General features: G+C 68.6%; 23 protein-coding genes. 13 read left to right on the forward strand and 10 right to left on the reverse strand.

Features of this window, described 5'->3' with window-relative positions; translation table 11 throughout:
- Nucleotides 1-35 precede the first annotated feature (35 nt).
- The 4 genes from AC5RVG_RS11415 to AC5RVG_RS11430 all read left to right on the forward strand — a co-directional run bounded on the left by AC5RVG_RS11415 (nt 36) and on the right by AC5RVG_RS11430 (nt 3,067).
- Nucleotides 36-1,274, forward strand: coding sequence for a phosphoglycerate kinase (locus AC5RVG_RS11415; RefSeq protein WP_493999639.1), 1,239 nt, complete (start codon nt 36-38; stop codon nt 1,272-1,274).
- Between the two features lie 140 nt (nt 1,275-1,414).
- Complete coding sequence (tpiA, locus tag AC5RVG_RS11420) at nt 1,415-2,230, forward strand: triose-phosphate isomerase (protein ID WP_493999640.1); 816 nt, start codon at nt 1,415-1,417, stop codon at nt 2,228-2,230.
- 46 nt (nt 2,231-2,276) lie between these two features.
- A complete protein-coding gene (gene secG / locus AC5RVG_RS11425) occupies nt 2,277-2,528 on the forward strand; it encodes a preprotein translocase subunit SecG (RefSeq protein ID WP_127515609.1) in 252 nt (83 codons plus the stop codon).
- Nucleotides 2,529-2,680: 152 nt separating this feature from the next.
- Nucleotides 2,681-3,067 carry an RNA polymerase-binding protein RbpA gene (locus tag AC5RVG_RS11430; RefSeq protein WP_493999641.1) on the forward strand — a complete coding sequence of 129 codons (387 nt, stop codon included), beginning with the start codon at nt 2,681-2,683 and terminating at the stop codon, nt 3,065-3,067.
- Nucleotides 3,068-3,110: 43 nt separating this feature from the next.
- Here AC5RVG_RS11430 and pgl read toward each other — a convergent pair whose 3' ends face one another.
- Genes pgl through tkt form a run of 6 tightly spaced genes read right to left on the reverse strand, consistent with a single transcriptional unit; the run spans nt 3,111 to nt 11,239 of the window.
- Nucleotides 3,111-3,902, reverse strand: coding sequence for a 6-phosphogluconolactonase (pgl, locus tag AC5RVG_RS11435; protein ID WP_494013923.1), 792 nt, complete (start codon nt 3,900-3,902; stop codon nt 3,111-3,113).
- Nucleotides 3,892-4,776, reverse strand: a complete 885-nt coding sequence (locus tag AC5RVG_RS11440) for a glucose-6-phosphate dehydrogenase assembly protein OpcA (protein WP_494014129.1) — start codon at nt 4,774-4,776, stop codon at nt 3,892-3,894. Before AC5RVG_RS11440 ends, pgl begins: the two co-directional genes overlap by 11 nt.
- 53 nt (nt 4,777-4,829) lie before the next feature.
- Nucleotides 4,830-6,389, reverse strand: a complete 1,560-nt coding sequence (gene zwf, locus AC5RVG_RS11445) for a glucose-6-phosphate dehydrogenase (protein WP_494013924.1) — start codon at nt 6,387-6,389, stop codon at nt 4,830-4,832.
- The gene (locus AC5RVG_RS11450) at nt 6,389-8,002 is read right to left on the reverse strand and encodes a phosphoglucose isomerase-related protein (protein ID WP_494013925.1); all 1,614 of its coding nucleotides are present in this window, start codon (nt 8,000-8,002) and stop codon (nt 6,389-6,391) included. Before AC5RVG_RS11450 ends, zwf begins: the two co-directional genes overlap by 1 nt.
- On the reverse strand, nt 7,999-9,123 hold the full coding sequence (gene tal, locus AC5RVG_RS11455) for a transaldolase (protein ID WP_494013926.1): 1,125 nt from the start codon (nt 9,121-9,123) through the stop codon (nt 7,999-8,001). The genes AC5RVG_RS11450 and tal overlap by 4 nt, the downstream gene beginning before the upstream one ends.
- 10 nt (nt 9,124-9,133) lie before the next feature.
- Nucleotides 9,134-11,239 carry a transketolase gene (gene tkt, locus AC5RVG_RS11460; RefSeq protein ID WP_494013927.1) on the reverse strand — a complete coding sequence of 702 codons (2,106 nt, stop codon included), beginning with the start codon at nt 11,237-11,239 and terminating at the stop codon, nt 9,134-9,136.
- A gap of 406 nt (nt 11,240-11,645) precedes the next feature.
- On the opposite strand from tkt, the gene AC5RVG_RS11465 reads away from it, so the two are divergent.
- Entirely contained in the window at nt 11,646-12,605 is a 960-nt protein-coding gene (locus AC5RVG_RS11465) for a heme o synthase (protein WP_493978526.1), read from the forward strand.
- A 108-nt stretch (nt 12,606-12,713) separates the two neighbouring features.
- Nucleotides 12,714-13,652, forward strand: a complete 939-nt coding sequence (locus AC5RVG_RS11470) for a dihydrodipicolinate synthase family protein (RefSeq protein ID WP_494013928.1) — start codon at nt 12,714-12,716, stop codon at nt 13,650-13,652.
- A 55-nt stretch (nt 13,653-13,707) separates the two neighbouring features.
- On the opposite strand, the gene AC5RVG_RS11475 is transcribed toward AC5RVG_RS11470, so the two are convergent.
- Genes AC5RVG_RS11475 through AC5RVG_RS11485 form a run of 3 tightly spaced genes read right to left on the reverse strand, consistent with a single transcriptional unit; the run spans nt 13,708 to nt 16,341 of the window.
- Nucleotides 13,708-14,643 carry a COX15/CtaA family protein gene (locus tag AC5RVG_RS11475; protein ID WP_494013929.1) on the reverse strand — a complete coding sequence of 312 codons (936 nt, stop codon included), beginning with the start codon at nt 14,641-14,643 and terminating at the stop codon, nt 13,708-13,710.
- A 4-nt stretch (nt 14,644-14,647) separates the two neighbouring features.
- Nucleotides 14,648-15,394: an ABC transporter permease gene (locus AC5RVG_RS11480; protein WP_494013930.1), complete on the reverse strand. Its 747-nt coding sequence runs from the start codon at nt 15,392-15,394 to the stop codon at nt 14,648-14,650.
- Nucleotides 15,391-16,341, reverse strand: coding sequence for an ABC transporter ATP-binding protein (locus AC5RVG_RS11485; protein ID WP_494013931.1), 951 nt, complete (start codon nt 16,339-16,341; stop codon nt 15,391-15,393). Before AC5RVG_RS11485 ends, AC5RVG_RS11480 begins: the two co-directional genes overlap by 4 nt.
- 107 nt (nt 16,342-16,448) lie before the next feature.
- Here AC5RVG_RS11485 and AC5RVG_RS11490 point away from each other — a divergent pair, with 107 nt between their 5' ends.
- The 7 genes from AC5RVG_RS11490 to AC5RVG_RS11520 all read left to right on the forward strand — a co-directional run bounded on the left by AC5RVG_RS11490 (nt 16,449) and on the right by AC5RVG_RS11520 (nt 22,408).
- Complete coding sequence (locus AC5RVG_RS11490; protein WP_493999652.1) at nt 16,449-17,219, forward strand: helix-turn-helix transcriptional regulator; 771 nt, start codon at nt 16,449-16,451, stop codon at nt 17,217-17,219.
- Nucleotides 17,219-18,703, forward strand: coding sequence for a Fe-S cluster assembly protein SufB (gene sufB / locus AC5RVG_RS11495; RefSeq protein ID WP_494014130.1), 1,485 nt, complete (start codon nt 17,219-17,221; stop codon nt 18,701-18,703). Before AC5RVG_RS11490 ends, sufB begins: the two co-directional genes overlap by 1 nt.
- Nucleotides 18,703-19,986: a Fe-S cluster assembly protein SufD gene (gene sufD / locus AC5RVG_RS11500; protein WP_494013932.1), complete on the forward strand. Its 1,284-nt coding sequence runs from the start codon at nt 18,703-18,705 to the stop codon at nt 19,984-19,986. The genes sufB and sufD overlap by 1 nt, the downstream gene beginning before the upstream one ends.
- The gene (locus AC5RVG_RS11505) at nt 19,986-20,345 is read left to right on the forward strand and encodes a non-heme iron oxygenase ferredoxin subunit (RefSeq protein WP_493999655.1); all 360 of its coding nucleotides are present in this window, start codon (nt 19,986-19,988) and stop codon (nt 20,343-20,345) included. The genes sufD and AC5RVG_RS11505 overlap by 1 nt, the downstream gene beginning before the upstream one ends.
- Before the next feature lie 59 nt (nt 20,346-20,404).
- Entirely contained in the window at nt 20,405-21,166 is a 762-nt protein-coding gene (gene sufC, locus AC5RVG_RS11510) for a Fe-S cluster assembly ATPase SufC (RefSeq protein ID WP_494013933.1), read from the forward strand.
- Between the two features lie 2 nt (nt 21,167-21,168).
- Nucleotides 21,169-21,498 carry a metal-sulfur cluster assembly factor gene (locus tag AC5RVG_RS11515; protein ID WP_493978517.1) on the forward strand — a complete coding sequence of 110 codons (330 nt, stop codon included), beginning with the start codon at nt 21,169-21,171 and terminating at the stop codon, nt 21,496-21,498.
- Between the two features lie 85 nt (nt 21,499-21,583).
- A complete protein-coding gene (locus AC5RVG_RS11520) occupies nt 21,584-22,408 on the forward strand; it encodes a Pr6Pr family membrane protein (RefSeq protein ID WP_494013934.1) in 825 nt (274 codons plus the stop codon).
- Nucleotides 22,409-22,451: 43 nt separating this feature from the next.
- Here the strand turns inward: AC5RVG_RS11520 and ypfJ are convergent, their stop codons facing one another.
- Nucleotides 22,452-23,351 carry a KPN_02809 family neutral zinc metallopeptidase gene (ypfJ, locus tag AC5RVG_RS11525; protein WP_494013935.1) on the reverse strand — a complete coding sequence of 300 codons (900 nt, stop codon included), beginning with the start codon at nt 23,349-23,351 and terminating at the stop codon, nt 22,452-22,454.
- Nucleotides 23,352-23,364 lie beyond the last annotated feature (13 nt).

Consider the following 23,364-nt stretch of genomic DNA (forward strand, 5'->3'; position numbering starts at 1 on the left):
GTCCCGCCCGTCCCGTCCTCCGCACGAAGGAAGAAATGACTGCACATTCTCTTGATGCCCTGCTGGCCGCCGGGGTCCGCGGACGCCACGTGTTGGTCCGCTCGGACCTGAATGTCCCCCTGGAGGGCGAACTCCCGGACCTGGCGGTCTCCGACGACGGGCGGATCCGGGCGTCCCTGCCGGTCATTGTCAAGCTCGCGGAAGCCGGGGCGCGGGTGGTCGTGACGGCCCATCTAGGCCGCCCCAAGGGCGCACCCGAAGAGAAGTTCTCGCTGCGCCCCGCCGTCGCCCGGCTGAAGGAACTGGCACCGGTCACGGTCAAGTTCGCCGCGGACACGGTGGGCCCGGCCGCCCGGGAGGCGGCCGCGGGGCTGCAGGACGGGGAAGTGCTGGTGGTGGAGAACGTGAGGTTCGACCCCCGGGAAACCAGCAAGGACGACGCCGACCGGGAGGCCTTCGCCGCCGAACTCGCCGCCCTGACCGGCGCCGACGGAGCCTACGTGGACGACGCCTTCGGTGCCGTCCACCGCAAGCATGCTTCGGTCTTCGACATTGCCCGCCGGCTTCCGGCCTACCAGGGCGACCTCGTGCGAACGGAGCTCCAGGTCCTGAACAAGCTCACCGAGGCGCCGCAGCGGCCGTATGTGGTGGTCCTGGGCGGTTCCAAGGTCTCGGACAAGCTGGCCGTGATCGAGAATCTGTTGGGCAAGGCCGACTACCTGCTGGTCGGCGGCGGCATGGTCTTCACCTTCCTGGCGGCCCAGGGCTACAAGGTCGGCTCCAGCCTGCTGGAGCAGGACCAACTGGACACCGTGCGCGGCTACCTCGCACGCGCCAAGGAACTGGGTTGCACGTTCATCCTGCCGACCGACATCGTGGTCGCCGAGAAGTTCGCCGCCGATGCGGCCTGGGAAGTAGTTCCAGCGGACAGCATCGAGTCGGCATCCTTTGGCTCCGCCGGCATCGGCCTGGACATCGGCCCGGAGTCGGCCGAGGCCTTCGCCCACCAGATCCACTCGGCGAACACCGTTTTCTGGAACGGACCGATGGGCGTGTTCGAGTTCGCCGCCTTCGCCAACGGCACCCGCACGGTCGCCAAGGCCCTCACCGGCAGCGACGGCTTCACCGTCGTCGGCGGAGGCGATTCCGCCGCCGCTGTGCGTGCCCTCGGCTTTGACGACGGCGCCTTCGGACACATTTCCACCGGCGGCGGCGCCAGCCTCGAATACCTCGAGGGCAAGACCCTGCCCGGCCTGGCGGCACTGGAGAACTGATCGAGCGGCATCTCCTGCCCCCGGCGGCAGGAGATGCCGGCATCGCCCAGGCCCGCGCCGCCGCGCGGCGCCTCCGGATTGCCCCGCCACACCGCTCAGCACGGCGTCCACCGCGGCGCCCCCGACAGATGGAGACCTCAGTGACCAGCTCGACCAACGGAAAGTTCGACCGCACCCCGCTGATCGCCGGCAACTGGAAGATGAACATGGACCATGTCCAGGGCATCACCCTCTTGCAGAAACTAGCGTGGACGCTCAGCGATGCCCGGCACGACTATGCCCGGGTCGAGGTCGCCGTGTTCCCGCCGTTCACCGATCTGCGCGGCGTGCAGACGCTGGTCAATGGCGACGATCTGAAGCTGGTTTACGGCGCCCAGGACCTCTCGCCGCACGACGCCGGCGCCTACACCGGTGACATCTCCGGGCAGTTCCTGGCCAAGCTGGGCTGCCGGTACGTGCTGGTCGGGCATTCCGAGCGGCGCGAGATCCACGGCGAGGACGACACGTTGCTCAACGGGAAGCTGAAGGCGGCCTACCGGCACAAGCTGACCCCGGTGCTGTGCGTCGGCGAAGGCCTCGCGGTGCGCCAGGCCGGGAACCATGTGGAGCACACGCTGGGTCAGTTGCGGGCCGATGTGGCAGGCCTGGACGCCGGTCAGGCCGCCCGACTGGTCATCGCCTACGAACCGGTGTGGGCGATCGGCACCGGGGAAGTGGCCGGTCCCGAGGACGCCCAGGAGATGTGCGCCGCCATCCGCGCGGAGATGGCCGTCCTCTTCGATGACAGCGTGGCGGCCGGGGTGCGGTTGCTCTACGGCGGCTCCGTGAAGGCGGCGAACGCGGCCGCGATCCTGAACGAGCGCGACGTGGACGGCGTGTTGGTCGGTGGCGCCAGCCTGGATGCAGGCGAATTTGCTAATATTGTCAGGTTCGAACAACACCTGCTGACAAAGTGATGTCTGCCCGCCACTGGGATATCCCGACAGCTGACGAAAGGCCACTGTGGAAGCTCTGAAGATCACGCTGCAAATCCTGCTCGGCATCACGAGCCTGCTGCTGACCCTGCTCATCCTGCTCCACAAGGGGCGCGGCGGCGGCATGTCCGACATGTTCGGCGGCGGCATGACCACCAGCCTGGGATCGTCCGGCGTCGCGGAGCGCAACCTCAACCGGTTCACGGTGGTCCTGGGGCTGGTCTGGGGCACGGTCATCGTGGCCCTGGGCCTCATGATGCGTTTCAGCGCGGAATCCTGACCGACGCTTCCGGGGCCCGGCGCCGCTCCCGGCTCCGCTGTCCGGGACCGGCGGGCCGACGACTTGGCCCAACCCCTTAACCCTTCGCTGTTCGCCCCGTAGACTGGTGCCCGATGCAGGGGGCATCGATTCTTCTCAGCGGGGGAGCAAACATGGTTGATCCGTCGAATTCTTTCCGCGCGGTCCGGGTGGGCTCCGAATCGGGTGCCGGGCTCGCAGGCTGGCAGGCCGTGACCGGGCGGACGGTAGTTCCGGTGACCAAGGTTCCCGTCACGTATTGGTGTCCGAAGGGACACGAGACCACGCCGGTCTTTGCCAATCTGAGCGAAGCCGACATCCCGCCGTCCTGGGACTGCCCGCACTGCGGCCAGACGGCGGCCAGGGAACCGGGCGCGTACGTCACCGACGCCCGCAGCAGCGACGAGCCCTATAAGAGCCATCTGGAGTACGCGAAGGAACGGCGGAGCCCGGACGAGGCGGAGGCCGTGGTGGAACAGGCGCTCGAGAAGTTGCGGCGCCGGCGCCGGGAGGCGCGCTAGCGGTCGAACCCGCCGGCCCGGCCGGCGCCCGGAGCAACCGCTGTCAGCCGTCGCCTCTCTCGGCCGCAGACAGCAGTGCGTCGGGCAGCTTGGACGCGGCGTCCCGGTCCAGCAGCCACACGGTGCGCTTGCGCCCGCGGGCACCGGCGGCGGGAACCTGCACCGGATTGGCGCCGGCCAGGGCGAGTCCCACGGCGCCGGCCTTGTCCTGGCCGCCCACCACCAGCCAGACCTCGTCCGCGGAGTTGATCGCAGGGAGCGTCAGGGACACGCGCTCCGGAGGTGGTTTCGGCGCATCGGTCTCGCCGATGACGGACCGCTCTTCCTCGCGGATGCCGCCCATCTCGGGGAACAACGATGCGATGTGCGCATCCGGCCCGACGCCCAGCAGCAGCACGTCGAACCTCGGCACCGGGCCGCTGGTGCCCTCCTCGGCCGCGGCCTGGCGCAGCGCCGCGGAATAGGCCACGGCGGCCGCGTCGGGGTCGGCGTGTTCTCCGGTGGCCCCGAAGGGGTGCACCCGGGCCGGATCCAGGGGGAGCGCGTCCAGCAGCGCTTCGCGTGCCTGCCGTTCGTTGCGGTCGCGGCTGTCCTTGGGGACGAACCGCTCGTCGCCCCACCAGATGTTCACCTTGGACCAATCGAAGCCTGCGGGGGTATCGACGGCGGCTACAGCCTTCAAGGTGTTGATGCCCAGGCTGCCGCCGGTGAGCACCACCGTGGCGTCGCCGTGGGCGGCTTGGGCCGCCGCCAGGCGCTCCACCAGCCTCCGGGCCACCGAGCCGGCGACGGCGGCGGTGTCGGGGTGGACTATGACGTGTGGTTCAGCGGTCACTGCGGCGCACGCTCCTCAAATTGGTTCGGGGCAATCCGTGTATCAGCACCTCGCCGAACACTTCGTCCGGGTCCAGCCGGCGCAGTTCCTCAGCCAGGCATTCCTCCAGCGGGCGGCGCGGCAGCGTAATACGCTGCACCGGCAGGCCGGGCATGATCAGTTCGGCCACGGACGGGCCGGGACGCAGGATCTGGATGTCGCCGGTCGTCCGTGAAATGCGCACGCCCCTGATGCCGGTCCCCGCCGTGTCCTCCACGATGGTCACCGGCGCGTTCAGTGCCAGCGTCAGCCACGCCGCCAAGAGGACCGTGCTGGGGGAGTCCGACGCGCCCTCCACGGCAACCGAGGTGACCGGGGCAGGTTCCAGCTGGTCAAAGACGGCGGCCAGCTGCACGCGCCAACTGGTCAGCCGCGTCCAGGCCAGGTCCGTGTCGCCGGCGGTATGGGTCTCGCGCAGGCTGAACAGCGCCTGCTGCGGGTCCGGCTCCTTGTCTGAATCGGTGATGCGGCGGTGCGCAATCCGGCCGATGGACGTGCGAGAAGCATCCTTCGGCATGCCGTGCGGCCACCAGGCGACGATCGGGGCGTCGGGCAGCAGCAGCGCGGCCACGAGGGACTCGCTCTCGGCTGCCAGCTGGCCGTAGCCGTACAGCACCACCACCTCGGCCGCTCCGGCGTCGCCGCCTACCCGGATTTGGGCATCCAGCTTGGTCTCCGCCTCCGACCCGGCATCCACCAGGGCGATGATACGGCAGGGATGTTCCCGGCTCGCGGCGTTGGCGGCGAAGATGGCCTCTTCTTCGTAACCGAGCGAGGTCACGACCACCAGGGTCAACACGCGCCCCAGGGCCACAACGCCGCCTTGCTCCCGCATGGCCACGATTTCCTTGGAGACCTTCGACGTCGTGGTGTCCTTGAGCTCTTTAATCACGGCCTTCTCCAAGTACGTCCGTCGCGGGCCAGCAGCTCATCGGCCGACGCCGGTCCCCAGCTGCCGGGGGAGTAGGGCTCCGGCCGGGTGCGGCTGTTGGCCCAGTACTCCTCGAACGGGTCCAGGATCTTCCAGGACAGCTCGACTTCCTGGTGGCGGGGGAACAGCGGCGGCTCGCCGAGCAGTACGTCCAGGATCAGCCGTTCGTAGGCCTCCGGACTGGACTCGGTGAACGCGTGCCCGTAGCCGAAGTCCATGGTGACGTCCCGGACCTCCATTTGCGTGCCGGGCACCTTGGACCCGAAGCGCATGGTGACGCCCTCGTCCGGCTGGACACGGATCACCACCGCGTTCTGGCCGAAGTCGTCCTCGTGGTGGTTCGGGAACAGCAGGTTCGGCGCGCGTTTGAACACCACCGCAATCTCCGTGACCCGGCGGCCCAGGCGCTTGCCGGCACGCAGGTAGAACGGCACGCCGGCCCAGCGCCGGGTGTGGATGTCCAGCCGCAGCGCGGCATAGGTCTCGGTGACCGAGTCCGGGTTGAAGCCTTCTTCTTCCAGGTACCCGGCCACTCTCTCACCGCCCTGCCACCCGCCGGTGTACTGGCCGCGGGCCGAATGGGCCGACAGGTCCTCGGGGAGCTTGACGGCGGCCAGCACCTTTTCCTTTTCCGTCCGCAGGTCCTCGGCGTTGAAGGAAATGGGTTCCTCCATGGCGGTCAGGGCGAGCAACTGCAGCAGGTGGTTCTGGATGACGTCGCGCGCCGCCCCGACGCCGTCGTAATAGCCTGCGCGGCCGCCGATCCCGATGTCTTCCGCCATGGTGATCTGCACGTGGTCCACGTAGTTCGCGTTCCAGAGCGGCTCGAACAGCTGGTTGGCGAAGCGCAGCGCCAGGATGTTCTGGACCGTCTCCTTGCCCAGATAGTGGTCGATCCTGAACACCGCGTCCGGCGGGAAGACCGATTCGACGATGTTGTTCAGTTCGCGTGCGGACTGAAGGTCATGCCCGAAGGGCTTCTCAATGACAACCCGCCGCCAGGGCATGCCGTCAACTTCCTCCGGTGCCTGCGCCAGGCCGTGCGAGGAGAGCATCTTGCACACCTGCTCGAAGGCCTTGGGCGGAATCGAGAGGTAGAACGCGTGGTTGCCCTGCGTCCCGCGCTGCTCGTCCAGCTCTTCCAGGGTGCCGCGGAGCTGCTCAAAGGCATCCTCGTCGTCGAACGCGCCCTGGACGAACCGGATGCCCGCCGCCAGGTGCGTCCAGATGTCCTCGCGGAACGGGGTGCGGGCATGCCGCTGCACCGATTCCTTTACCTGGGCCGCGAACTCGTCGTCGTCCCACGGCCTGCGGGCAAAACCGACCAGCGCGAAGCTCGGCGGCAGCAGCCCGCGGTTGGCCAGGTCGTACACCGCCGGCATGAGCTTCTTGCGGGCAAGGTCTCCGGTGACCCCGAACAGCACCAGGGAACAGGGGCCGGCAATGCGGTCGAGCCGACGGTCGCGCGGGTCCCGGAGAGGGTTGGCCGGACGCCGCCGTCGTTCGGAAGGGGCCATTACTGCTTTCCAGCCAGTCGGGACACCGCGTCCATCACCTGGCGCACACCGGCGGCCCGGTCGGCCAAATGCAGGCGCAGGACGGGGCGGCCGCCCTCCCGCAGCACGTTGGCGTCTCCGGCGGCCTGGGCATCGATCAGTTCGCCGAAGCTGAACTCGCGTCCCGGGATGGGGATGTCCGTCGCGGCCTCGCCGGTCAGCTGCAGGTAGACACCGATGCCCGGCCCGCCCTTGTGGAACTGCCCGGTGGAGTGCAGGAACCGCGGGCCCCAGCCGAAGGTGACGGGCCGTCCGGTCGCCTCGGCCAGCAGGGGCCGGATCCGTTCCAACTCGGCCTGGCCGAAGCGGTCAAGGTAGGCCTGCACGCTCACGTAGCCGTCCGGCCCCAGTTGGCCCAGCAGGCCGTTCAGCGCGTCGTCCAGCGACGCACCCATGGCCAGGCCGCTGCCGCGCACCTGGACGGCACCGTCGGTGAAGTCGGGCAGCGCCGCGGCCGGGCGTTCGTCCAGCAGCCCGCGTGCCGCGGCCTTCGCCGCCTCGACGTCCGGCTGGTCGAAGGGGTTGATGCCCAGCAGGCGGCCGGCCACAGCCGTGGCGTACTCCCACAGCAGCAGCTGGCTGCCCAGGCTCCCGCCCACGGCAACCTCGTCGGCTCCGACCGTCACCTCCTGATCGGGGGAGACCAGCCGGACCACCAGCACATCCTTGGCTCCGGAGACGGTCTCCGGGTCGCCGGCGTTGACCACCACCGGCAGCAGTCCGGTTCCCAGCTTGCCGGTGGACTCGGCGATCAACTGCTCGGCCCAGTCCGCGAAGCCGACGATCCCGGAACCGTCGTCGGCGATGGCTACCTTGTTGCGCAGCGGCTCGGTGCCGGCCAGCGCGGCGCCCAGGGCCAGGGCCATGTTGTCGGCGGAATCCTCGGAGAGCACCTCGGCGGCCTCTTCGGCGTCGTCGAGCAGCCTCTCGATGTCCACGCCGGCCAGCCCGGCAGGGACCAGCCCGAACGCGGTCAGCGCGGAGTACCGTCCGCCGACGTTGGGGTCGGCGTTGAACACCGCACGGTACCCGGCTTCCCGCGCCGCCTCATCCAGCGGGGAGCCGGGATCGGTGACCACGATGATGCGCGAGGCGGCGTCCAACCCGGCGTCGGCAAAAGCCTGCTCGAAGACACGGCGCTGCGAATCGGTTTCCAGCGTGGAACCGGACTTGGAGGACACGATGATGGCGGTGTCGGCCAGCCGTTCGGCCAGCGCGGCACCCACCTGCTGGGGATCCGTGCTGTCGAGCACGGTGAGCTCCACGCCGGCGGTATTGGCGATCACTTCCGGCCCCAGCGAGGAGCCGCCCATCCCGGCCAGCACAAAGCGCGTCACGCCCTCGGCCGCAAGCGCCTTGCGCAGCTCCAGGATCTCCGGAACCAGCGGCCGGGACACCGCCGCCGCATCCACCCAGCCGAGGCGGACGGCCGCCTCGGCTTCTGCCTCCGGGCCCCACAGGGTGTTGTCCTGCGTCGCGATGCGGGAGGCGACGCGGTCCTCCACCAGGGTGCCGACATGGCGGCGGACGGCGGCCAGTGCGGCTCCCGACGCCTCGAAAGCCAGCGAACTCATGACTGCCCGGCTCCGTGCACCGAGTCGAGGGCGTTCTGGACGGTCTCCCGCAACTGCTGCCAGCTGGCCACGAACTTCTCCAGGCCCTCCTCCTCGAGCAGTTCCACCACCTCGTTGTAGGAGACGCCGGCCTGCGCGATGTCGTCGAGCACCTTGTTCGCTTCCGCGTAGGTGCCGGTGACCCGGTCACCCTCGACCTTCCCGTGGTCGGCGACGGCTTCCAGCGTCTGCTCCGGCATGGTGTTGACCACGTTCGGGGCTACCAGTTCGGTGACGTAGAGGGTGTCCGGGTAGTCCGGATTCTTCACGCCGGTGGAGGCCCACAGCGGCCGCTGCGGCCGGCCGCCGGCGGCGGCCAGCACCTGCCAGCGTTCGGTCGCGAACTGCTCCTCGTAGATTTGGTAGGCCAGCCGGGCGTTGGCGACGCCGGCCTTGCCCTTCAACGCGGCGGCCTCCGCGGTCCCGGCGGCGTCCAGGCGCTTGTCGATCTCGGAATCGACGCGGGAGACGAAGAACGACGCCACCGAGTGGATGGTCGACAGGTCCTTGCCGTTTTCCTTGGCCTGCTCCAGGCCCAGCATGAAGGCGTTGATCACTTCGCGGTAGCGCTGCAGCGAGAAGATCAGGGTCACGTTGACGCTGATGCCGAGCGCGAGGGTCTCGGTGATGGCCTGCAGGCCTTCGCTGGTGGCCGGGATCTTGATGAAGGCATTGGTGCGGCCCACGGCCTTGTGCAGATGCTGTGCCTCGGCGACGGTGCCGTGCGCGTCACGGGCCAGCCGCGGATCCACCTCGATCGACACGCGGCCGTCGACCCCCTCGGTATCGGCGGCGAGCGGGGAGAACAGGTCGCAGGCCTCGGCCACGTCGGACGTGGTGATGGCGAAGACCGCCGAATCCACGTCTGCGCCGTCGGCGGCCAGCTGCTGGACCTGCGCCTGGTAGCTGCGGCCGTCCTGCAGGGCGGCGGCGAAGATGGAGGGGTTGGTGGTGACGCCCACCACGTTCCGTTCGTCGATGAGGGCCTTCAGGGTCCCGGAGTTGATCCGCTCCCGCGAAAGGTCGTCGAGCCAGATGGAAACGCCCGCATCGGAGAGTGCCTGGGTATTCGGGTTGGACATTGCGTCCTCCTTAGGAATCGGTGGTCTGGGAGAGCGAGTCGCGGGCGGCCTCGACAACAGCCTCGGCCGTGAGTCCGAACTCGCGGAACAGGGTCTTGTAGTCGGCCGAGGCGCCGTAGTGCTCCAGGGACACGCTGCGGCCGGCATCGCCGACCAGGCCGTCCCAGCACTGCGCGATGCCGGCTTCCACCGACACACGGGCCTTGATGCCGGCCGGGAGCACGGACTCGCGGTAGGCGGGGTCCTGCCGGTTGAACCACTCGAGGCAGGGAACGGAGACCACGCGGGTGGCGATGCCGTCGGCCTGCAGCGTTTCGCGGGCCTGGACGGCCAGTTGCACCTCGGAACCGGTGGCGAGCAGGATCACCTGCGGCGTCGTGTCCGTGCCGTCGGACTGCGCCTCGGCCAGCACGTAGGCGCCCTTCGCCACGTTCTCGGCGGAGGCGAAGCCGTTCCCGCCGCGCTCGTAGACGGGCAGGTTCTGCCGCGTGAGCACGATGCCGGCCGGGTTGCTGTGGTTCTCCAGCACCGCCTTCCAGGCCTGGGCCACCTCGTTCGCATCGGCCGGACGGACGACGTCGAGGCCCGGAATGGCACGCAGGCTCGCCAGCTGCTCCACCGGCTGGTGGGTCGGTCCGTCTTCACCGAGCCCGATGGAATCGTGCGTCCACACGTAGATGGAGGGAACGCCCATCAGGGCGCCCAGCCGGATGGCCGGCCGCTGGTAGTCGCTGAAGATCAGGAACGTGCCCGAGAAGGCGCGGGTGTTGGAGCTGAGCACAATGCCGTTCACGATGGAGGCGGCCGCATGCTCGCGGATGCCGAAGTGCAGCACCCTGCCGTACGGCCCGCCGGACCACATGTCGGTCTGCCGCGACTCGGGAACGAACGACGGGGAGCCTTCGATCGTGGTGTTGTTGGACTCGGCCAGGTCCGCCGAACCGCCCCACAGCTCCGGCAGCACCGGGCCGATGGCGTTGAGCACCTTGCCGGAGGCGGCCCGGGTCGAGACGTCCTTGCCGGCCGGGAATTCGGGCAGCGCCGCCTCCCAGCCTTCCGGCAACTCGGACGCCTGCACACGGTCCAGCAGCGCGGCGTTCTCCGGGTTGGCCTCGCGCCAGGCCTGGTAGCCGGTCTCCCAGTCCGCGCGGGCCTGCTTGCCGCGCGCGGCCACCTGCCGGGCGTGATCCAGGACCTCCGGCTCGACCGCGAAATGCTGCTCCGGATCGAAGCCGAGCACCTCCTTGACGGCGGCGACCTCCTCGGCACCCAGGGCGGAGCCGTGGATCTTGCCGGTGTTCTGCTTCTTGGGGGCGGGCCAGCCGATGATGGTGCGCAGCGAGATGATCGAGGGCCGGGACGTCTCGGCCTTCGCGGCCTTCAAAGCCTCGAACAGGGCCGGGACGTCTTCGACGTATTCGCCGGTCTCGGTCCAGTCGACCCGCTGGGTGTGCCAGCCGTACGCCTCGTACCGCTTGAGCACGTCTTCGCTGAAGGCGATGTCGGTGTCGTCTTCGATCGAGATCTTGTTGTCGTCGTAGAGCACCACCAGGTTGCCCAGCTCCTGGTGGCCGGCCAGGGAGGAGGCCTCCGACGTGACGCCCTCCTGCAGGTCGCCGTCGGACGCGATCACCCAGACCGTGTGGTCGAACGGGCTCTCGCCGGCGGCAGCATCGGCGTCGTACAAGCCGCGGGTGCGGCGCTGCGCATAGGCGAAGCCGACGGCGGAGGCGAGCCCCTGGCCCAGCGGGCCGGTGGTGATTTCGACACCCGGGGTGTGCTTGTACTCCGGGTGGCCCGGCGTGAGCGATCCCCAGGTCCGCAGCGCCTTCAGGTCCTCCAGTTCCAGGCCATAGCCGGAGAGGAACAGCTGGATGTACAGCGTCAGCGAGGTGTGGCCGGGGGAGAGGACGAACCGGTCGCGGCCCACCCAGTGCGGATCGGTGGGGTCGTGGCGCATGAACTTCTGGAAGATCAGGTACGCGGCCGGGGCCAGGCTCATGGCGGTGCCGGGGTGGCCGTTGCCGACCTTCTCGACTGCATCCGCCGCGAGGACACGCACCGTGTCCACCGCCCGCTGGTCCAGCGATGTCCAGGACAATTCCTGATCTTCCATGTGTGGCACCGGGTGGGCCCCTTTCTGATCTACGTCTAAGCGGCAGCCGACGGTCCGGAAAACAGCCGTGGCCGCGGACCGATCGGGCCATTCGCCGTTGTTGCTGCCTCAAGCTTGTTGCGCCCATAACCGCGGATTGGCGCTCCTTCCCCACTCTATCCGTTGCGTCTGCAATGCGCAGGACGTGGTGCAGTGCCAGCAGTCACAGCGGTCACTGTTTGACACCGGCGGCCGCCCCCGGCCCGCGCGGGTTTCGGCGGGGGCGGGCGACACCGGTTTCCACGGGCAGGAAACCGGTTTCTACGAGACATAGAAGGAGTATGATGTAGGTGCACCTTGGCCCGTCCTTAACGGCTGGGCGCTTTCGTGTGTCAGACGAACTCCAGCAGAACTGAGTGGTTTTTCCTTGAATATCCAGACCGTTCCGGACCAGGCGTTGGCCGTTCCGGCCAAGCCCGGCTTCTCGCGCAAGGCCAAGGCCTACCTGTCGCTCACGAAGCCCCGCGTGATGGAACTTCTGCTGGTGACCACCCTGCCCACCATGATCTTCGCCCAGGGCGGTTTCCCCGACCTCTGGCTGATGGCTGCCACGATGGTCGGCGGTGCCCTCGCCGCCGGCGCGGCCGGGTCCTTTAACTGCTACATCGACCGGGACATGGACAAGCTCATGCACCGGACCGAGAACCGCCCGCTCGTGACCGGGGAACTGACTCCGCGCGAGGCGCTGGTGTTCTCCTGGGTGCTCGCCGTGGTGGCCGTGGCGCTCCTCTGGTTCGGGGCCAATCCGCTGGCCGGCATGCTGGGTGTCGGCGCGATCTTCTTCTACGTCGTGATCTACACGCTGATCCTCAAGCGCCGCACCTCGCAGAACATCGTCTGGGGCGGCGCCGCCGGGTGTTTCCCCGTGCTCATCGCCTGGGCCGCGGTGACCAACACGGTGGCGTGGCCGGCGGTGATCCTGTTCATGGTCATCTTCCTGTGGACGCCTCCGCACTACTGGCCGCTGTCCATGAAATACAGCGACGACTACAACGCGGCCAACGTGCCGATGCTCGGCGCGATCGCCAGCGCACGGCAGGTCTCCGTGCAGGTTGTCCTCTATGCCTGGGCCACCCTGGTCTGCTCGCTGCTGCTGGCTCCGGTCGGCGGCGCCGGCTGGGTCTACACCATCGTGGCCCTGCTCAGCGGTTCCTGGTTCGTCTACGAATCGCACCGGCTCTACGCGCTGACCAAGCGTGGAACCGAAAGCACCGCCGTCACGAACAAGAGCGCCATGCGCGTGTTCCATGGCTCCATCAGCTACCTCACGGTGCTGTTCCTGGCCCTGGCCCTGGATCCCTTCATCGGCGGTCCCGTCTTCGGCTAGGCGCAACCCGCCCGACGCCGTCCTGCTGCCTCCCGGCGGTGCCGCCGGGGGGCCCTGCTGCCCGTGCCGGGCCCTGCGGGGGCGGCCCTGCTGCCCTAAGATTGCGGCATGAATCCCTTCCGCGGCCTGATCGCCTATCCGGTGACCCCCTTCCATCACGACGGCGGCGTCAACCTCCCGGAGCTGATCCGCCATATCGCGGCCGTGAGCGAGGCGCCCGTCGACGCGATCACGGTGCTGGGCAGTTCGGGCAACTTCGCGTATCTGGACCGGGCGGAACGACGGGATGTCGTCACGGCGGCGGTGGAGGCGGTTAAGGCGGTCCGGCCCGGGCTGCCGGTGTGCGTCGGCGTGAGCGCGGTGGGCACCCGTGAACTCCTGCAGAACATCGACGACGCCAACGCGGCGGGTGCCGACGGCCTCCTGGTCTCCACGGTGTCCTACTATCCCCTGACGGACGAAGAAGTGGCGGCCCAGTGTGTTGCGGCTGCCCGCCGGTCCGGCCTCCCCGTTTGCCTGTACAGCAACCCCCGCACCACGCAGTTCAGCTTCAGCCTGGAGCTCGTGGCCGAGCTGGCCGCGGAACCCAACATCGTGGCCGTGAAAGAATCGGCACCCTCCACCGAAGTATTCCGCGGCCGATATGAAGAACTCCGCGGCCTGCTGCCGGTCGGGGCCGGCGACTTCAGCCACGGCATGAGCGGCGACGCGCTGATCGCCGGCGCCGGCTTCGCGGCCGACGCGTGGCACGGCGGGCCGATTGCGGTGTTGCCGGCGCATTACCGGGTGTTGCGCGACGCCGTGGTGGCCGGCGATGAGGAAACCGCCGCCGCGGCACGGGCCGCGTTGGCTCCGCTCATGGCCTATTTCGGGTCGCTGCGCCCGCTCAGCAATCTCTACTCGCTGGCGAGGGCCGCCGGGATCGATGCGGGGGATCCGCGGCTGCCGCTGCACCCATTGCCCGGGAGCAGCCGGCGCGAACTCGCGCGGCTCCTCGAGGATATCGAGGCGTTCCGCCCGGCTGACCGGGCGCCTGCAGGACAGTAGCGCCGGCCCCGCCGCCCGGCCGGAGGAGCGGGAACTTGCCCGCCGCCCGGGCGGACTAGAGCGGGAACTTGCCCGTCGAACGGTCCCAGACGTTCGTGGCCGCGACGGTCAGCAGGGCGGACCCGAGCATGTGCAGCAGCACGAGGCCGACGGGCAGGCCGGTGAAGTGCTGGAGGTAACCGATGCCGCCTTGCAGCACGACCACGGCGGCCAGCCACCAAAGGGCGGTGCGCAGTTGCGGGGAGGTGGCGCGGCGGTAGGCGAGCACCAGCGCCAGCACGATGGCCGCGACCAGCAGGTAGACCGGCACCACGTGGATCCGCGTGACCAGGTCGGCACTGAAGTCGTGCCGCGGGGCACTGGCGTCGCCGGCATGCGGGCCGGTGCCGGTCACGATCGTGCCCAGCACGATGGAGGCAGCGGAGGTAGCGGCGATGGTCCAGCCCAGGGTTGCCTGGATGCGCGGGACCGGAGCGACGGCCACGGCGGAGCGGCCGCGCAGGTACATGCCGGTGCGGTTCACCAGCATCGTGGCGACGGCCACCAGTGCCGCCGAGGCCAGGAAGTGCAGGCTCACCACCCACGGGTTAAGGTCGGTCCACACGGTGATGCCGCCGATCAGGGCCTGCACCGGGATGACGCACAGCAGGGCCACGGCCAGGCCGAACAGGGTGCGGTGCGAACGGCGCATCCGCCAGAGCGACACAAGCATGGCCACGGCGATGATGACCAGGATGAACGTCAGCGTGCGGTTGCCGAATTCGATCAGCCCGTGGATGCCCATCTCCGGCGTCGGCGTCATCGAACCGGGCACGCAGTTGGGCCACTCGGAGCAGCCCAGGCCGGACTGGGTCAGCCGCACGGCGCCGCCGGTGATGATGATGCCCATCTGCGATACCAGCGAGGCGATGGCCAGCCCGTGCACGGTCCGGGTGACCGAGACGGGCAGCCGATCCTTGAGGTAGCGGGACTTCGGGGTGGCGGTGGTCATTGACTTAGCTCCATTTGAACCAGCGGATGGCGGCAAGGCTAGCCACTACGGTCCAGGCCAGCAGCACGATTGAGGCGGTGAGATTGAACTGCGCGTCGATCAGGGCGCTGCGCAGGGCGTCGCCCAAGGCGGTCGAGGGCAGCACATGGGCGGCCGGCTCGAAAACGTCGGGCCAACTGGCCACCGGAAAGAGGATACCGCCGGCAGCCGCCAACAGCACCCACAGCAGGTTGGTGATCGCCAGCGTGGCTTCCGGCCGGACGGTACCGGCGATCAGGAGGCCCAGCGAGGTGAAAGCCGCGGCACCGAGCACCAGTTGCGCGGCCGCCGGCAGGAGGCCGCCGAGCGCGGGCTGCCATCCGAGGAAGACGAGGGCTGTCCCGCCCACCACCACCACCTGAATGACCATGATGGCGAGCACGGCGAGGATCTTTCCCAGGATCAGGCCGCTCTGTCCCAACGGCGTGGTGGACAGGAAGCGGAGGACCCCGTAGCGGCGGTCGAAGCCGGTGGCGATTCCCTGGCCGGTCAGGGCCGTGGATACCGTGCACAAGGCCAGGACGCCCGGGGCGGCCGTGGCGATCCTGTCGTCGGTGAAGGTGTCCAGCAGCGGCGTGACGGTCAGGCCGATGAGCGCCAGGAGCGGCAGGATGATGGCGATCAGCAACTGCTCGCCGTTGCGCAGCATGCCCAACGTCTCGTAGCGGCCCTGCAGGGCGATCCGGCGGATCAAGGCGGCGGGCGCGCTCATCGCAGGTCCTTCCCGGAAATATCGAGGAAGACATCTTCCAGTGAGCGCGGTGCCATGTGGATGGACGCCGGCATGACATTGTGGGCCGCCCACTCCGCCGCCAGTGCGGCCAGCAGCCCGGGGGTTATGTGGCCGGCCACCATGTAGCGGCCGGGAACGTTTTCGACGGCGGCGAACGGCTCGGGCAGGGTGAAGGACAGGCCCGGGACGGCATCGAACGTCAGCAGGCGTTCGACGCCGGCACTCTCGTCCGTGGCCGCCGTGAGTTCGGCCACCGTGCCGTGCACCACGGTCCTGCCGGCATCGATGATGAAGACATAGTCGGCCAGCCGCTGCGCGTCGTCCATGAGGTGCGTGGTGAGGATGATGCCCAGCCCCTCGGCCCGCAGTTCCTGGATCAGGTCGAACACCACGGCCCGGGACTGCGGATCCAGGCCCGCGCTCGGTTCGTCCAGGAAGAGGACCTCCGGATCGCCGACCAGGGCGGCGGCCAGCGCGACCCGCTGCTTTTGACCGCCGGAGAGCCTGCGGATGGGTGTGTTGGCGAAGCCGTTGATGCCCAGCCGCTCCGCCAGCTCGTCCACGCTGCGGGGGTCCCGGTACATCCCGGCAACATGCTGGAGCAGGGCCAGCGGCCGGATGGCCTGCGGCAGGCCGCCTTCCTGCAGCATGACGCCCACCCGGCTGCGCAGCTCCGCTCCCGCCTGGTAGGGATCCTGGCCGAGCAGCCGAACGGTGCCGCCGTTGGGGCGCATGAGGCCCTGCGCGCAGGCTAAGGTGGTGGTCTTGCCCGCGCCGTTGGGCCCGAGCAAGGCCGTGACCTGCCCGGGATAGGCGCGCAGGTGGACCCCATCGATCACGCGGATCATCTTGTTGTCCAGGGCCTCCACCGGTCCCAGATCTTTCACGAGTCCCTGGATGTCCAGGCAGGGTTCGGAGGTAGGCACCCGAACATTCTACGGGACGTAGAGCGGTCGACGCAGAGCACGCTTCGCTAAGGCCTGCCTTACTGGTAGCGCGGAATAGAATACGTCATGATTGTGTTGTGTATTCCATGACCAGTAGTGCTTCTTTGCGTGCCCAGGCACCGGAGTCCGAGGAGCGGACCCGGGACCGGGTGTTGAATGCCGTTTTGGAACACGGACCCGTCAGCGCCGCCGGGCTCGGCGAGATACTGGGCTTCACGCCCGCGGCCGTGCGGCGCCATCTGGATGCCCTGTCCCGCAAGGGCCTGATCGAGGTCAAGCTCACCGCGAATTCGGCCACCGGCGCCGGTCGCCCGGCCCGCAAGTACGTGCTGAGCCGGCAGGGCCAGACGCGCCTCGGCAACGACTACCTGGATATTGCGCGCACCGCCTTGGCGGCCCTGGGCGAGGCTGCCGGCCGCGAGGCGGTCGCCGAGTTCGCGCGGAACCGATACCGGGACATGGAAGAACGCTACCGCCCGGTGGTGGAGGCGGCAGGGCCCGGAATTGAAGAGCGGGCCAAGGCGCTGGCGGAGGCGCTGAGCGCCGACGGCTTTGTCGGGTCCACCAACGTGGTGGGAACCCAGGCGCCGCACAGCACCATGCTGGCCGTTCAGCTGTGCCAGGGGCACTGCCCGGTGCAGCAGCTGGCAGCGGATTTCCCGGACTTCTGCGACAGCGAAACCGAAGTTTTCTCCCGGCTGCTCGGGGTGGATGTCAGGCGACTGTCCACGCTGGCCAGCGGGGGACATGTGTGTACGACCCACATCCCGGTGGGTCGAACAAGGTCTGCGGTTCGACCCGTCGAACCGGCGACAGGCACGAGACGAGTATCCATCAATCTGCAAGAGAGGCCGTGATGACGGACCAAGTGGATCAGAGCATGAGGAACGCGGTCGGGACGACCGATGTAGCCGACACCACCATTTCCGAAATCCTGGAAAAGAACCCCGAGCTGCATGGCATCGGGACCTACGAATACGGCTGGGCCGACGCCGACACCGCCGGCGCCAACGCCCGCCGCGGTCTGAATGAAGAAGTGGTCCGCGACATCTCCGCCAAGAAGGGCGAGCCGCAGTGGATGCTGGACCTGCGTTTGAAGGGCCTGAAGTACTTCGACCGGAAGCCGATGCCCACCTGGGGCGCCGACCTGTCCGGCATCGACTTCGACAACATCAAGTACTTTGTCCGGTCCACGGAGAAGCAGGCCAAGACGTGGGAGGACCTGCCCGAGGACATCCGGGTCACCTACGAAAAGCTGGGCATCCCCGAGGCCGAGCGTGAGCGCCTGGTTTCCGGCGTCGCGGCCCAGTACGAGTCCGAGGTCGTCTACCACCAGCTGCGCGAAGACCTGGAAGCCCAGGGCGTCATCTTCCTGGACACCGACACCGGCCTGAATGAACACCCGGAGATCTTCCAGGAGTACTTCGGCTCGGTCATCCCGGTGGGCGACAACAAGTTCGCCTCGCTGAACACCGCTGTCTGGTCCGGCGGCTCCTTCGTCTACGTCCCCAAGGGCGTCCACGTCGACATCCCGCTGCAGGCCTACTTCCGGATCAACACCGAGAACATGGGCCAGTTCGAGCGCACGCTGATCATCGCCGACGAAGACTCCTACGTGCATTACATCGAGGGCTGCACGGCGCCGATCTACAGCTCGGACTCGCTGCACTCCGCCGTCGTCGAGATCATCGTGAAGAAGGGCGCGCGCGTCCGGTACACGACGATTCAGAACTGGTCGAACAACGTGTACAACCTGGTGACCAAGCGGGCCATCGCCCACGAGGGCGCCACCATGGAGTGGGTCGACGGCAACATCGGCTCCAAGGTCACCATGAAGTACCCGGCGGTCTACCTCACCGGTGAGCACGCCAAGGGCGAAACGCTGTCCATCGCCTTCGCCGGTGCGGGCCAGCACCAGGACACCGGCTCGAAAATGGTCCACATTGCGCCGAACACGTCCAGCGCGATCGTGGCCAAGTCCGTGGCGCGCGGCGGCGGCCGCTCGGCCTACCGCGGCCTGGTCCAGGTGCGCGAGGGCGCGAAGAACACCAAGAACAGCGTGGTCTGCGACGCCCTGCTGGTGGATACCATCTCGCGCTCGGACACGTACCCGTACATCGACGTCCGCGAGGACGACGTCACCATGGGCCACGAGGCGACCGTGTCCCGGGTCAGCGAAGAGCAGCTGTTCTACCTGATGACGCGCGGCCTGGCCGAAGACGAAGCAATGGCCATGATCGTGCGCGGTTTCATCGAACCGATCGCCCGCGAGCTGCCGATGGAATACGCCCTCGAGCTGAACCGCTTGATTGAACTGCAGATGGAAGGATCCGTAGGTTAATGACTGAGATCACTGAGAAGGCACGCATCGGTGCTCCGGCCATCGACGGATTCACGGAGGAAGGCGAAAATCTCTCCCCGGCCAACGCTGCCGCAGGCCCGCTGGCAGGCGACAGCGCCAAGAGCCACAGCCACGGAGGCGGCGTCGGTGTTCCCGACAGCTCCCGCGCCGGCCGCCTGACCTCGTACAAGGCGGAAGACTTCGGCCCGCTCACCGGACGCGAAGAAGACTGGCGGTTCACGCCGCTCAAGCGCCTGCGCGGCCTGCAGAGCGACGCGCTGACCGGTACCGCCCCGGCCGTCACCGTCACCGGCCCCGAAGGCGCCGAGCTGCCGGCCGGCGTCCTGGTCGAGACCGTCGGCCGCGCCGATGCCCGCATCGGCGTCGCCGGCATCCCCGAGGACCGCGTCTCCGCCGCCGCCTGGGAGGCCTTCCGCGAAGCGACAGTGGTGACCATCCCGGCCGAGGCTCAGCTGGACTCCGGCGTCGCCGTGGTGGTGGAAGGCAACAGCACCGAGCTGTCCGCGCAGCACCTGGTCATCGTGGCCGAAAAGTTCTCCAAGGCCGTCGTCGTGCTGGACCACAAGGGCAGCGCCACGGTCTCGCAGAACGTGGAGATCGACGTGCAGGACGGCGCCGACCTCACCGTCGTCTCGGTGCAGGAATGGGCCGACGACGCCGTTCACGCCTCCTCGCAGCAGGCCCGCGTGGGCCGCGACGCGAAGTTCAAGCACGTGACCGTCAGCCTGGGCGGCGACCTCGTCCGCGTCACGCCGTCCACCCGGTTCACCGCCACCGGCGGCGATGTGGAAATGTACGGCCTCTACTTCGCCGACGCCGGACAGCACCTAGAGCACCGCCTGTTCGTGGACCACGCGGTGCCGAACTGCAAGTCGCGGGTGCTGTACAAGGGCGCCCTGCAGGGCAAGAACGCGCACACCGTCTGGGTGGGCGACGTGCTGATCCGCAAGGAAGCCGAGGGCACCGACAGCTACGAGGCAAACCGGAACCTGGTGCTGACCGACGGCGCGCGCGCCGACTCGGTGCCGAACCTCGAAATCGAGACCGGCCTGATCGAAGGCGCCGGCCACGCCAGCACCACCGGACGCTTCGACGACGAGCACCTGTTCTACCTGATGGCGCGCGGCATCCCGCAGGACGTCGCCCGCCGCCTGGTGGTCCGCGGGTTCCTCAACGAGGTCATTCAGCAGATCCGGGTGCCCGCCCTCGAAGAGCGCCTCAATGCGGCGCTCGAGCGGGAACTCGAGGCGGGCAACCTCTGATGAGCGGGACGCCGCGCGGCGAACTGGTGTGCCAGGCCTCCGACATACAGGTCAACCAGGCAGTGCGCATCCTGATCGATGACTACCCGGTAGCCATCGTCAGGGACTCCGAGGGCGAACTCCACGCCATCGGGGACACCTGTTCGCACGCGGACGTCTCCCTCTCCGAAGGCGACGTCGAAGGCTGCGCGATCGAATGCTGGGGCCACGGTTCCCAGTTCGATTTGCGCACCGGCGAGCCGCTGAGCCTGCCGGCGTTCGAACCCGTCCCGGTGTTCGCGCTGGCGCTCGATGGCGACAGTGTCTACGTAGACGTCACGAACGTCCTCAACGGGGCGCCTGCCCCGGACCTCAACTAAAAACTTCCATCACGTGAACGGCGCCCGCCCGCACCGGGCGCAAAGGAGAAAGCAGACAGATGTCTACTCTTGAAATCAAGGACCTGCACGTCAGCATCGACACCGAGCAGGGCAGCAAGCAGATCCTCAAGGGCGTGTCCCTGACGATCAACACCGGCGAGATCCACGCCATCATGGGCCCGAACGGTTCCGGCAAGTCCACCCTGGCGGCCACCATCGCCGGACACCCGCGCTACAACGTCGACTCCGGCTCCATCACCATGGACGGCGAAGATGTGCTGGCCATGAGCGTTGACGAGCGCGCCCGCGCCGGCCTTTTCCTGGCCATGCAGTACCCGGTCGAGGTGCCCGGCGTGACCATGACCAACTTCCTGCGGACCGCCAAGACCGCCCTCGACGGCGAGGCCCCGAAGCTGCGTACCTGGACCAAGGACGTCAAGGAAGCGATGAGCCAGCTGCGCATCGACGCAGACTTCGCCCAGCGCAACGTGAACGAGGGCTTCTCCGGCGGCGAGAAGAAGCGCGTGGAGATCCTCCAGCTCGAACTGTTCAAGCCCAAGTTCGCCATCATGGACGAAACCGACTCCGGCCTGGACGTGGATGCGCTCAAGGTGGTCTCCGAAGGCCACAACCGCGTGCATGCCGGCGGCGCGATGGGCACCCTGCTCATCACCCACTACACGCGCATCCTGCGCTACATCAAGCCCGACTTCGTGCACGTCTTCGTGGATGGCCACATCGCCGAAGAGGGCGGCCCCGAACTGGCCGACCGTCTCGAAGATGAGGGCTACGACCGCTACCTGACAGCAGCGAAGGCCTGATCATGACAGAAGCCAAAGCCCCGCAGACGTCCCTGGAGGACGTTGAGGAAGCGCTCAAGGACGTCATCGACCCTGAGCTGGGCGTCAACATCGTGGACCTCGGCCTGCTGTACGGGCTGAAGTACGCCGACGACGGTGCCCTGCTCATCGACATGACGCTGACCACCGCCGCCTGCCCGCTCACCGACGTCCTCGAGGAGCAGACCGGCCAGGCGCTGGACGGCGTGGTGGACGAGTGGCGCCTCAACTGGGTATGGATGCCGCCGTGGGGTCCGGAGCGGATCACCGACGACGGCCGCGACCAGATGCGCGCCCTCGGCTTCAATATCTGATTCGACGAATCGACGGCGGACCGGTCACCTTCGGGTGGCCGGTCCGCTCCTGTCTTGACGCCGTCCCGCGGGCTAGGATCGGGTCATGAGTGCGTCGAGTGCGGCATCGAAGCGGCGGCGGGGACGCTATGACGAGGTCCACGTAGCCGCCGCCTACCACGGCCTGACCGCCCTGCTGGCCGTCGTGGGCCTCGCCGTCGGCATCACAGCCGTGCCGGCGGCGCCCGGCTATGGCGCCGCCGCCGCGCATGCCTGGTGGAACTACGCCAGCGCCCCGGGGGTGCAGGCCGCGCTGCTCGTCTTTGTGGTGAGCCTGACGCTGCTGATGGATTCGACCACGGCCGGGGGACGGCTCTGGCGGGCAGCCCGGACCGCTACCCTGGCGGCCATGCTGCTGGTCTTCCTGGCCCAGTTCACCCCGTTCCGGGGCTTTCCCGAAACCGCCGGGCTGACCCCTGCCGGGGTGATGGCGGACCGGCTCCTGCATTACGTGCTGCCCGTCGTCGTCGTGACCGGCTGGCTCATCTTTGGTCCGCGGCCCCGCATCGGCGCCGGCGCCGTGACGGTCGGGCTGGCCTTCCCCGCTTTCTGGCTGCTCTGGACGGGCATCAGGGGTGCCGCGACGGGTTGGCTGCCGTACAGCCCCGGGACGGCGGGGCCGGGGGAGCTGCTGATGACGGGCATCGTCCTGATCCTGGTCTGGCTGGGGGCGGGCATGGTGTTCCTGCTGCTGGACACGACGATGGGCCGCGAGCCCGACGGATATCTTCCGGGATTCGGCCCCGGGGATCCCGACGAGAGCCGGGCCGGGACCTCCGGGGGCACCCCGCCGGCCGGGGTCTCCGGGGGTGCACCGCCGTTTGCCGCGGGCATCCGGGAGGCGGACCCCGTGGATCCACGGGACCTGTAGCCTTCGCGGGCTGCGTCCGGGACCTGCAGCCTTCGCACCTGCGTCAGGCGGGTCGGTCGAGGTCCGGGGCCGAGAACGTATCGCACCGGCCGGCGTCGCCGGTCCGGTAGCCGTGCAGGAACCAGCGCTGCCGTTGCTCGCTGGAGCCGTGCGTCCAGGTGTGGGGGTTGATCTGCCCCGCGGCGGCTTGCTGGATGCGGTCGTCGCCGACGGCGGCCGCGGCGGAGAGGGCGTCCTGCAGGTCCCGCTGGGTCAGCGGCTGCATGAAGGGTTCCCCGGTCCGTTCGTCGATCTGCTCGGTGGCGTTGCCGGCCCACACCCCGGCATAGCAGTCCGCCTGCAGTTCCACCCGGACTGCGCCTGATTCGGGTCCCTGGGGATCCTGCCGGGCGTAGTCGATGGCACCGGTGAGGTTCTGGATGTGGTGCCCGAACTCGTGCGCCACCACGTATTCCTCGGCCAGCGGCCCGCCGCTGGCGCCGAAGCGGGTGGTCAGTTCGGTGAAGAAGGCGGTGTCGAAATACGCGGTCTGGTCGGATGGACAGTAGAACGGGCCCACCGCGCTGCTGGCCCTGCCGCAGCCGGTGCTGACGCCGCCGTCGAACAGGACGGTCTGCGGGGCCGGGTACCGCATGTTGTAGCGGGGCAGGTAGCCGGCCCAGAAATCGTTGAGGCTGTTGACGGTCCCCACGATGCGGCAGTCGGTGCGCTCGTTGGCGTCGGCGCCGGTGCGGCATTCTTCCTGCAGGGCCGAACCACCCGGCTGCTGCTGTTCCTGGCCGGCGCCCAGGCCGAAGCCTTCCAGCACTTCGGGCGAAACGCCCAGGAGGCTGGCGATGAGGACGAGGAGGCCGCCGCCGCCGATGGCGATCTTGCCGCCCAGGCCGCCGCGGCGGTCCTGAACCTGTGACGTATCCAACTGGGAGCCGCGGGAGAAACTCATTCGCCAAGGATAA

The sequence above is a fragment of the Arthrobacter senegalensis genome (genome assembly GCF_059091765.1).